This is a genomic window from Candidatus Cloacimonadota bacterium (assembly GCA_020532355.1).
Lineage (GTDB): Bacteria > Cloacimonadota > Cloacimonadia > Cloacimonadales > Cloacimonadaceae > UBA5456.
The window spans coordinates 1-10,306 of record JAJBBD010000216.1 but is presented as its reverse complement, the minus strand read 5'-3'; the positions used below and the strand labels follow the sequence as shown (position 1 = coordinate 10,306).

11 protein-coding genes are annotated in these 10,306 nt (G+C 41.4%); 1 reads left to right on the top strand and 10 read right to left on the bottom strand.

What is annotated here, in order from left to right:
• From LHW48_07425 to LHW48_07385, 9 genes are all read right to left on the bottom strand, one after another.
• Nucleotides 1-191, bottom strand: a 191-nt coding sequence (locus LHW48_07425) for a hypothetical protein (GenBank protein MCB5260285.1), incomplete at its 3' end; no start/stop codon positions are given.
• A gap of 1 nt (nucleotide 192) precedes the next feature.
• On the bottom strand, nucleotides 193-744 hold the full coding sequence (pilO, locus tag LHW48_07420) for a type 4a pilus biogenesis protein PilO (GenBank protein MCB5260284.1): 552 nt from the start codon (nucleotides 742-744) through the stop codon (nucleotides 193-195).
• Entirely contained in the window at nucleotides 741-1,331 is a 591-nt protein-coding gene (locus LHW48_07415) for a hypothetical protein (protein MCB5260283.1), read from the bottom strand. Before LHW48_07415 ends, pilO begins: the two co-directional genes overlap by 4 nt.
• 10 nt (nucleotides 1,332-1,341) lie before the next feature.
• Nucleotides 1,342-2,412 carry a pilus assembly protein PilM gene (locus LHW48_07410; protein MCB5260282.1) on the bottom strand — a complete coding sequence of 357 codons (1,071 nt, stop codon included), beginning with the start codon at nucleotides 2,410-2,412 and terminating at the stop codon, nucleotides 1,342-1,344.
• 35 nt (nucleotides 2,413-2,447) lie between these two features.
• A complete protein-coding gene (locus LHW48_07405) occupies nucleotides 2,448-4,394 on the bottom strand; it encodes a hypothetical protein (GenBank protein ID MCB5260281.1) in 1,947 nt (648 codons plus the stop codon).
• 35 nt (nucleotides 4,395-4,429) lie between these two features.
• Nucleotides 4,430-5,122: a hypothetical protein gene (locus LHW48_07400; GenBank protein ID MCB5260280.1), complete on the bottom strand. Its 693-nt coding sequence runs from the start codon at nucleotides 5,120-5,122 to the stop codon at nucleotides 4,430-4,432.
• Between the two features lie 4 nt (nucleotides 5,123-5,126).
• Nucleotides 5,127-5,591 carry a prepilin-type N-terminal cleavage/methylation domain-containing protein gene (locus LHW48_07395; protein MCB5260279.1) on the bottom strand — a complete coding sequence of 155 codons (465 nt, stop codon included), beginning with the start codon at nucleotides 5,589-5,591 and terminating at the stop codon, nucleotides 5,127-5,129.
• Nucleotides 5,592-5,605: 14 nt separating this feature from the next.
• Nucleotides 5,606-6,661 (bottom strand): type IV pilus twitching motility protein PilT, encoded by a 1,056-nt coding sequence (locus tag LHW48_07390; protein MCB5260278.1) that lies wholly within the window; start codon nucleotides 6,659-6,661, stop codon nucleotides 5,606-5,608.
• Between the two features lie 18 nt (nucleotides 6,662-6,679).
• On the bottom strand, nucleotides 6,680-7,105 hold the full coding sequence (locus tag LHW48_07385; GenBank protein MCB5260277.1) for a prepilin-type N-terminal cleavage/methylation domain-containing protein: 426 nt from the start codon (nucleotides 7,103-7,105) through the stop codon (nucleotides 6,680-6,682).
• 807 nt (nucleotides 7,106-7,912) lie between these two features.
• On the opposite strand from LHW48_07385, the gene LHW48_07380 reads away from it, so the two are divergent.
• Nucleotides 7,913-9,946 carry a peptidyl-prolyl cis-trans isomerase gene (locus tag LHW48_07380; GenBank protein ID MCB5260276.1) on the top strand — a complete coding sequence of 678 codons (2,034 nt, stop codon included), beginning with the start codon at nucleotides 7,913-7,915 and terminating at the stop codon, nucleotides 9,944-9,946.
• A 101-nt stretch (nucleotides 9,947-10,047) separates the two neighbouring features.
• Here the strand turns inward: LHW48_07380 and LHW48_07375 are convergent.
• A partial coding sequence (locus tag LHW48_07375) for a hypothetical protein (GenBank protein MCB5260275.1) occupies nucleotides 10,048-10,306 on the bottom strand: 259 nt, incomplete at its 5' end.

Genomic DNA, 10,306 nt, shown 5'->3' with positions numbered 1-10,306 from the left:
CGATCCTGAATAGAGCTTTCAATAGTGCGTATTCTGGACATGAGGGTGTCCGATACAGATTCTCTACTATATACCGAATGTTCGGGGATGGTAGCTACTTTTTGGTTTGTAAGTATCAAACGAACTGCCAAAAAGCCAAGGAGGATCACGATAAGGGCTATTGCCAAGTCTTTTACAAATCTTGTTTGCATCTTAAACCTCCTTCTTTACCTTGAAAATTGAAAGCTCAAGCAACACACGATAGCGAGATTCTGCATTAGCTTTAATCTCTTCCTGATCTTTAACTTGAGCAGGGGTTATATCCAAGGTTTGGATCTTGATGATGTTATCTTGAGATTCCAGGTCGGCAATAAACTGACCAATTTGATTGTAAGTAGCCTCTACTTCTAAGTTGAAAGTATTCTCAATAAGGTTTGGTAAAGACCATTTACTGGTGTCGGAAAGCTTATTGATGGATATCTGACGTTCATGCGCCATTTGACCTATTTGGGTTTTTAAGGTGTTTATCTCATCAAAAGAAAATTTCCCTTCTGTGGAGAGACTGTTATCGATTATCATGGCAAACTGGCTAAGCTCTTGGTCCATAATACGAGCGCTATTCAGTTTCTCTTGTGATGTTTTAATCTGTTCATCCATCCGATGAATCTGATCCATATTTTTTCTCAAACTCTCGCTTGTAAGCATTACAAATGCCACAGTAAGCCCCAGCATTAACAGAATTAGTATAAGGTACCGTTCTCTCATCTTACACCTCCGAGGGCTGCTGGAGTATAACATTCAATAACAAACTCAAATATGGCTGTGTCTCGAATTATCTGCTTTACCACTTGTCCACTTTTTATTTCCGGAAAATCGTTGTATATTTCAGGGTTAGACTTTAATCGCTGAATGAATTCATCTATCAAATCGAACTCTTTAACGTTCTTGTCTACTTCCGTTATTCCGTTTAAAGTAAGAATACCGTTGTTGTAGCTAAATCTTCGTACGGCAAGTCGAGCATCAATAACCTGACCCAATGCAACCATTTTTTTCGCCCAGAATATGCGATTGGTAAAGGTTTGAGCAAGTCGATCCAAATCGTTTGAAGAAAGGTAATCGCTACTGGTTTGATAGCTCTTTAGCTCTGCTTGAATCTCAGCAAGATACTTTCTGCGAGCTTCAAGTTTATGCTTCGTATTCTCGATAATATAGAACCAAGCTATGAGGACGATTATAAAGCCAATGGCAAAAACAATACAGGAATTTCTGAAGGTGCGGGATTCCCGCTCTTTTTCCAGACGTTGTTCGCCAAATTTATTCAGGTTTATTTTGAAAAAGAAATCGTAAGTCATCGCTCTCCCCTTACTCCATCCTCATTGCCAAGCCGATAGCAAGGGCAAGTTGCGGATCCTTTTTATCTTGGAATTTTTCAGGCATTTCCACATTTGTGAAAGGCAAAAATACCTCGGTAGGCACATTAACCTTATCTTGGAGAAACTCTGGTAAGCCTTTAAGTTTGGCACTTCCACCGGTAAGAAGGATCTTACGAAAATCGCTATTACCGGCTTCTTTTACATAGAAGCGCAGTGAACGGCGTAGTTCTTCGGCTATAGCCTCTTCGGTAGGCTTCTCACTTATATCCAGCATACTAATGGTTTGAACCGTTGGATTATTGGGATCGTCTAACAAGCCATGGTTGAATTTGTGCTCTTCAGCTTCTGCCCAATCCATTTGGCGTTTGCGCATAATATCCTGGGTAAAATGATATCCTCCATAGGGAATATCGCGGGCAAACATCTTAGCTTCGGGTCCCCAAATAACCATATTGGTTCTATGGGCTCCCACATTCAGCAAAGCATAAACACCTTCTTCTACAAAAGCATTCATGATGAAGCTGTTTGCCACTGCCAACGAATCGATATCCACGATATGCGGACTAAGGCCTGCAGTGGATAAGATCTGGGTGTGCTCGTTCAACACTTCTTTGGATGTAGCAGAGAGCAAGATGTTCATATTGTTCGTCTTTTCTTCCACCGAGAGCACTTGATAATCGAGCACCATGTCCGATCCACTTATTGGAATGTGTTTTTTGGCTTCAAAGAAGAGCGCAGATTCCAGTTCTTCATCTGGTAAGAAGATGGTTTTTATTTGTTTAATACTGGTATTGTCTCCGCCTATCGATGATACCAAATGTTTGATAGACTTGGGTGAGATCCTCAGAGTTTTTAGCATCTCAACGATTACCGGCGCAAATCGCTCCGGACGCAGATCGCTGAGCACATACTCCACCCCCTGAGGCACGGTAGGGCGCACCTCATAGTTCAGTAGCTTATAGCCATCATGAAGCTTTTTGAGGTGTACGATTTTTACACTATGGGTTCCGATATCGATCCCCACAGTCTCCTTGAATCGAACTGTTTTGTTCTTCTTCATATTTCCTCTTTATACCACATACATTAATATCTATTTTAATTAAGACCGTTAAAATCCGGATGGCGACCTGGAACTACTACACTCCAAGTGCCATGTGTCATGGGCTTTTTACCACCCTGTAGTTGTGCTTCGGGATAGTAAAGCGGTTGGGATACTAAGAAGCGTTTATCGAAATTGTAATTCTTCCTATACCCTACTCCACCAGTATCTGCTCCAGGGTAATCTCTGGTTTGAAGGACCATTCCTTGAATTACAGGATCCAGGAATGGGGTTCGAACTACTGGCCCTCCACACATATCTTCTTCAATATTCCAGACACCGTCATTTGACGGATATTCTGGGTCATTGCCGCTGCGGTGTACAAAGCCGCGTCTGCGTTGCGCCACAGCTCCATAAATATTGATAGTGCCTCGCTCAGCGATAGGATTGCGCTCCGGCCAGATGGGATTGTACCAAGGGTAATCCAGGGCAGCCGGCCATGGTTGAGCAGTAGTAGGCGGATAGCGTCTGCGATGTAAATCTATCCAATCAAAATAGTACAACTCTCCCATATCATCTTGCATATAGACCGCTGGCGTAGATCCGTGCGGATGTTGATATTCAAAAGTAAATACACCATGATTGAAATTCACGTCTGTAGGTTCAGATGTACCTCCATCACCCAATGCACACATCGCAGCATAAATAAAAATGCCACCACCGGCTGGTTCTGGAGCTGCAGAATGTGGTCCCACATTGGGGTGCACTCGCACCGAATCTGTAGGATTCATGTAAGCATATTTTACTATGATAGACTTCTCGGAAACTATGCCAATCATGTCTCTTCTATTAGATATTGGTGAGGCGCCCAAAGCTGTTCCGTTAAGTTTAATATCTCCAATCAGATAGATATTTTCCGAACATCCCCAAGTTTGGTATCCAGAAAAAACTCCTTCCAACCATAAAGTCCCTGTGACAAAGATACCCTTATTATTCAAACCGGATATGGATCGGCTTGTCCAAATGGTATCCTGCACTGTAAATTGATTTCTATATAATGAGTCTGAGGGTGGAAAATCAGGCGGAAACGGATCCCAAACATCTGCCCAAGCACGCTGTGGACTTGTTATATTACCTTGATTCATCTGACCAGCAGAGCCATTTACCGTAATCATGTAGATGGTTCTATCGGCAGCTCCAGATGTGCCATATCTTAATTGCGCATTTCTTCTCAGGGTTTCCGCAGAAGCAGGAAAATCGTATTGATCGTATTCTTCAATCAATCCCCCCCGAAATACATCCTCCACCGGATAAACGGGAGGATCGGATACAATCTCTCCGGATGTTGTTACCAAGTTTAAGAAGGTGGGCCAACCATTATTTGAACCACCGCCAGCTTGTTTTATCCTTATATCGGAATTACTATGAACCTTACCTTCAATAACGTCTTTACCATAGAAGTATACATTTTTCCCAGCAGGGGAAGTATCCTGATCTGTAAAATACATAAATTCGGCAAAGGTCGTTTGATTTAGAGTTAATACTGCCCCTACTTCCAGTTGTGAGCTATTTCCGCTCATATTACCAAAATTGTTACTCGTAGATACGTTTACTATAGTCTCGAGCTTAAATGCATCTACCATATCGGTTGTGGAAGCACCGGTGGAAGAGCCCAAAACAGTGCTCTCTTTCTTTTTTTCCAAACGGCTCTTTACTTTAAAATGCCGCACAATCTTGCCAGAATCGATTCTTTTGGGTTGACCATTTGCGGGCAATATGAAAGTTGCATTTAGTGGTAGGGGGTTATTGATTAAGTAGTTCTGTCCCCTATATGCTTCGGCTCGCAACAGATGTTTGGTTTGAGCTAGTTCATACTCATGAGAGTAGTTACGAAAATCCCGCAAGACCATACCAGACATCGTCAATCCGGAAACCATCCCGATGACTGCCATAAGCATTACAATTGAAAGATTGCCGTTTTCTTTTTTTAATATCCTAAGCATTGGCACTCCTCAGGTAAAATCTGCAGTGAATTCATTTACTCGCTACCTCTGAATTTTTGGGCAACATAGGTTTTATAGGTTACTTCTTTATACTCTCGTTTGTTTGCGTTAGGATTGTCCTTAACCAAGGCACGGGCAGAAATCTCAATTCCTATCAAAGGAAAGCTTTCGTCTTCGGCTCTCCTATAATAAGGACTTTTATTGGCATCGATGAACTTAAGCGAAGTAACTTCGATTTTATCTCTTTCCTCTCTTTCGGGAAATATATACAAAGGCGAAGAAAGATTGACCCCATTATATGAATATGTGGCGCGAATAACTCCTTGGTCAATGTAATATTCCAAAAAGTCGTTGTTTTGTTGTTGAGTGTACACTACTGGATAAATCCTCAGGCGAGTTCCCCATCCGTAAAAGGGATTATAATTGGGAATCTCGAGGCGCAAGGCGCTGCTAGCACCCCAAAACTCGTTTATACTCGAGCTATAATCATCTATCCCCATCAAATTGCCATCGCTAGCGGGCATCAAGACTCCATTACGCATCATATTTATGCTTTTCATAACGCCTTGTTGTAAGTCAACATAAGCTTTCATGCGATTATATGAGTTATAAAATGCAATAATACCCACTGCTGAAATTGCTATCAACACAGTAGAGATGATGACAACCACCAAAATTTCAATTAATGTGGTTCCTTTATTGTTGTTTACAATTCCTAAATTTTTCATTATTCTACCGTGGATAATGGTCTTCTTGCAATTGAATGCGATGAGAATTTCGAGAGTTGGGGAAATTCCACTCAACTACCGCTTTTACTTCTTTATATTTATACTGCTGATCGCCGTAAACTTCCAGCTTATCCGAAACCAACACACTCATTGAAGCTAATAAAGGTTCGTCATCAGACAATCTGGTAAGTTCTATAGTATTGTTGTTATAGGGAAGCAATTTCATTTCGGTTTGATCAAAATTGTAGCGGTTGTAATAGTACTGGCGCTCCAATTCTCCCGCAGCAAGACAAGTGGCAGCTCGATATTGGTGATTTAACTCCACCTGTCTTTCGGCATACATTATACCTATATAAGTTGAAAGAACTAAAACAGCCAAAACCGCCGCTGTAACAAGTACCTCAACAAGGGTGATTCCTCGCTCTTGAAAGAGCAGGCAGGCATTATTATCGTGTAAGCGGGATGTCATTCCAATTCTTCCCCTTAGAAACCGGCGCCAGTTGCAAATAACTTAGGATTTTCTGCCACTTCTTCGGCAACAGTACGTTCCACATAGTTATTCATTACCAAGTTATACAGAGATTGATCCTTAGTTTGCATTCCTTCTTTGGTAGAAGCCTGAATAATTGATGGAATCTGGTATGTCTTCTCTTCGCGGATAAGGTTTCTTACCGCTGCATTTGCCAGCATTATTTCTACTGCTGGCACCCTGCCCTTGCCATCTTTGGTAGGCAATAAGGTTTGAGAGATCACCGCTTCCAGAGATTCAGAAAGCATAGAGCGTACTTGTTGCTGTTGCTCTTTGGGGAACATATCTATAATACGGTCGATAGATTTTGTGCAACTTCCGGTGTGCAATGTGGCAAAAACCAGGTGACCGGTTTCTGCGGCTGTCAACGCAAGTGACACTGTTTCGAGATCGCGCATTTCACCCACTAGAATCACATCAGGGTCTTCACGCAACGCACTTCTGAGTGCGGCTGTAAAGCTCCATGTATCGTGCCCCAGCTCGCGCTGGTTAATCAAACTGTTTTTACTGCGATGCACAAATTCTATGGGATCTTCTACGGTTATAATATGACAGTACCGATTATCGTTGATGCTGTCTATCATTGTAGCAAGTGTTGTAGATTTTCCGCTTCCGGTAGGTCCCGTAACTAATATAAGACCTTTTTCTTTTCTGGTAAGACGCTTAAGAATCTCCGGCAAACGCAACTCATCGTAGCTCTTGATCTCATTAGGTATCACACGGAAAGCCGCTGAGATACCATTTATTTGGTGAAATGCGTTTACACGGAAGCGAACATCATTCGAAAGCTTTGTGGAAAAGTCTATTTCCAAATTCTTTCTAAACATCTCCTGCTGTACTTCGTTCATCACTCCATACACCAGATTCTCTACGTCTTCCAAACTAAGTAATGGAAGGTTGAGTTTTTTCATTCTACCGTTGACTCGCACCATGGGGTGCGAGCCTACGGCAACATGAAGGTCAGACGCTCCCGCCTCAGCGGTAAAGCGTAACAGTTCATGAATTGTCAAAGTACCGTCCTCCCTAAATTAGTCGGTCTCCATTCCTCCGGACTCTGGATTAGTCCAGGTATCGATGCCATAGCCGTGGAATTTTGCTTCCACAACATCATAAATAACCTGCTTGCCTTCGCCGCCGGCAAAATCCTGAGTAGAGGTTGCAACATACTGACGAGGAGGTCTTCCGGTTACTTCAAACTTCCAATTCTTCATGGTGGCTTCACCAATATTTGCGTCTTTAACCGCATTTTCTATGGTGTATCCATCGGCAGAACCGGTGGTTTGAAGATGAATATCAAAGGCCTTGCGGAGAGTAGTGATTGCGGTTTGAGCTTCTGTGCTGCGGGATTTTTCCACATAACGCAGGTAACGTGGTACCGCTATAGCTGCCAAGATGGCTACTATAATAACCACCACCAACACTTCGATAAGGGTAAAACCCTTCTGGTTCTTCAGTTTTCTGAGCATTTTAGTATCCTCCTGAGGGATCTTTTTATTACTTGCCAATCTACATATGCACATTGCGTGCCAAAGTCTTCAAAAATGATCTGACACTTCTTTCTGCCCCATTTTGAGTTTTCATTTTTTTTCACTTGCCGGTTTTGTCAATAATTATCTAACTTAGAATTCTTCAAAGCCTTATAATAATGTACAATAGGCGCTATGATGTTAATATATATTCTAAGAAACCGTTGCACATCCATATATCGCAGATTGTTATGCACGATATATCGGTTTGGTGGCCTTTTTCTGATCGTAACATGCCCTTCCACCACCCTTGTAGTATGGGATTTTACTCAATACCCCGATTTTAACCGTCTTTCTAATATTATGCTTATGCGCACTAATTCTCTCATCTACCTTGCTATCCTGATACAGAATTTACTCCAAATGCACCCGTAATACTAAAAAAGGAAAAGAATGTTGAAGGATGTTTATAAGTTATCAGTAATAAAGGGTGTGTCACCTTATAAAGGAAATTAATAATTCCTATAAGGTGCCATGCAAACTAAATAACTCTTGCTGGCGAAACTTTATTACTGGTAGCTAAAATACAATAGAATTAATGATGTACTTAGATGAAAAATACAAGCGAAAAGGAAGTGTGATACCAAAGAAAGAGCGATGACGAGCACCATAATACATCCACAATCCAGATTTCACGTTCAGAGTACAATTCCAAGCATAAAAGGCTTGACGTGATTAGGTAGATTGCGTTTTTGTCATTTTTTTAAAATACACAATTAATAAAAGGAGCATAGAATGTCATTATCCCTAACGAAACTTATATCTCTTAGCATGATCCTGATGTTTACCGTAATGCTAGTAGCAGCGGATACTGAGGCTAAAGCCGTAAGTAACTCAAATCTGCTTCAAGAGAGCGATATCCTTGCCGAGTATGATGGCGGTCGCATTCTGCGAGAAGACATTTTAAACAAAATCAATAAATTGCCGGAAATGCACCGGGGACGCTTTCTAACTACGAGTGGTCAGCTTCAGGTATTAGATATTGTGGCAACCGAAGAGATCTTTTATCAGAAAGCCCTGGATATGGGCATAGATCAAGCTCCAGAAGTTCTTGAGCACTTATCTGAGCTTACAGATCGCTTCTATCTTCAGGAGTACTACAAGCGTAATGTTACAGATCTTGTTGAGCTTACCGATGAAGATTTGCAACAGTATTATAATGAAAATCTTGAGCAGTTTTACCAAAGTCCAAACATCACCATCTTCTACATTCAAACTGCCACCGAGCAAGATGCCTTGGACGCCAAAGCCGAATTAGAAGCCGGAGCTTCTTTTGCCGATGTTTCGGATAAATACAATCAGAACACATACTCAAAAGGACTTAAGGGAGTTATAAAAAACATTCGTCTTAATGGAAACATCCCTGGCGTTGGTAACGATTACGAACTGGAGAATTTCATCAAGGAATCAGAAGTAGATCAAGAAGCGGTTAATGGTCCCTTCCAAACAGAAATGGGTTGGCATATTTTCCGCACTACCACCTGGATTCCGGGAAGGCAAAAGTTATACGATGAAGTAAAGCTAGAAGTTGAACAGCGCTTACGCCCACTTAAAGATAAGGAACTTTTAGATGAAGTGCGCCGTAATCTCAAACAGAAGTATTCTGTGAGCATTGATAGTTCGTTGGTAGAACAGATTAACCTGCTGGAAAAATCTAAAAACAGCGAAATTGAATTTGATCTGGTAGTTTCATCTCCGAATAATGAACTAAAGCTAACCGTACAACAAATCTTGATAGAGTTTGAAAAGATGTCTCCTCAAGAACAGATTTTCTACACTCGTGGCGAGGGTGCGATTGCTCTCATCGAGCAAAAACTTATCCAGAAACTTTTTCTGCTAGATGCAAAAGCATTGGGCTACGAACAGTATTTCAATGAAAATGAAGACTACAATGCCATGCAAAAAAATATAATCCTGCGCAAAACCTTTGAAAAACTGGTGGTTGAGCAGGTAGAGGTAAGCGATGAAGAAGTAAAAGCTCGCTACGAACTAAATAAAGAAAACTACACTATTCCCGCTCACAGAAGCATCCAAGTGTTATTCTTTGAAGATCATAAAACGGCAAACAAAGCCTGGCGAAAATTTAACAAAGCTCATAAGAAGAATAAAGAAAAGGACATCGAAAAAATCATCCAAAAATACTCTACCAAACCCAGTAAATCAATTTACGAAAATCAGTATAACAATGGAGTAGTCACTGGATTGATGCAGGATGAAGACTTTTCCAAACGCATTTGGGATAATCCCGTAGGTTACCTATCTGATGTATTTGAAGCGGCAAATGGAGATATAATATTTTTCCGCACTATTTCCGAAACTCCAAAATCTTACCGCCCTGCAGTCGAAGTAGAACCACGCATCTTTAAAGAAATCAAACAGGAAAAAGAAAGGACCATGCAAGAAACGGTTACAGAAGAACTTGCTGTAGAGTACAACCTTAAAAAGTATCCCGAAAGAATCAAGCTCACCTTAAGTGCCGAAAAACTTTTTGAGTTTGCTGACAACGCTTCGCGAAACCGCAATTTCAAAGATGCCACTATCTTCTACGATCAGATTATCGAAAACTTCCCCAATGGCGAAGACGATTATAAAGCTTCCTTTATGAAGGCATTTCTTGTAGCCGAAGAAATGAAAGATAACAATCAAGCCCTACAACTTTTCAGAGCATTCTTAGAAACCTATCCCGAAGGCGAACTACATGAATCTGCACAATTTATGATAGATAGTCTGGAAGGAAATTTGAACGATATGGAAATGTTTGAAGAATAAGATAAGAACCCGATTTATTAAGTGGAATCCATTTATCCGGATTCCACTTTTTTTAGCAATAACTATAATGTGAACCTCCTTCTTGATGCCTTAACGGAGAGTTAAGACAAGTTTAGGCTGCCATCATCCTGCCGATAAGGGAGAATCTCGAGATAAACCCACGCTATGTATGACTTGAAACAAGGGAAGTAAGGGAATAAACAAGGCTCTCTTTTAAGCCTAGTGGGTAGCCCGCAAAAAGGCTCTCTTTCGGTTCGAGTAGGAAATGGGCTGCCAAGCTCCTGCTTGGCAGAGGCAGCGGAGCTGCCTTCAGAAGCGAGCTGCGCTCGCTGTGGCAAACAGAGCTTGCCACCCCAAAGG

Coding starts and splice junctions, on each gene's coding strand:
- pilO (MCB5260284.1), bottom strand. CDS start 744: ATGAGAGAACGGTACCTTATACTAATTCTGTTAATGCTGGGGCTTACT.
- LHW48_07415 (MCB5260283.1), bottom strand. CDS start 1,331: ATGACTTACGATTTCTTTTTCAAAATAAACCTGAATAAATTTGGCGAA.
- LHW48_07410 (MCB5260282.1), bottom strand. CDS start 2,412: ATGAAGAAGAACAAAACAGTTCGATTCAAGGAGACTGTGGGGATCGAT.
- LHW48_07405 (MCB5260281.1), bottom strand. CDS start 4,394: ATGCTTAGGATATTAAAAAAAGAAAACGGCAATCTTTCAATTGTAATG.
- LHW48_07400 (MCB5260280.1), bottom strand. CDS start 5,122: ATGAAAAATTTAGGAATTGTAAACAACAATAAAGGAACCACATTAATT.
- LHW48_07395 (MCB5260279.1), bottom strand. CDS start 5,591: ATGACATCCCGCTTACACGATAATAATGCCTGCCTGCTCTTTCAAGAG.
- LHW48_07380 (MCB5260276.1), top strand. CDS start 7,913: ATGTCATTATCCCTAACGAAACTTATATCTCTTAGCATGATCCTGATG.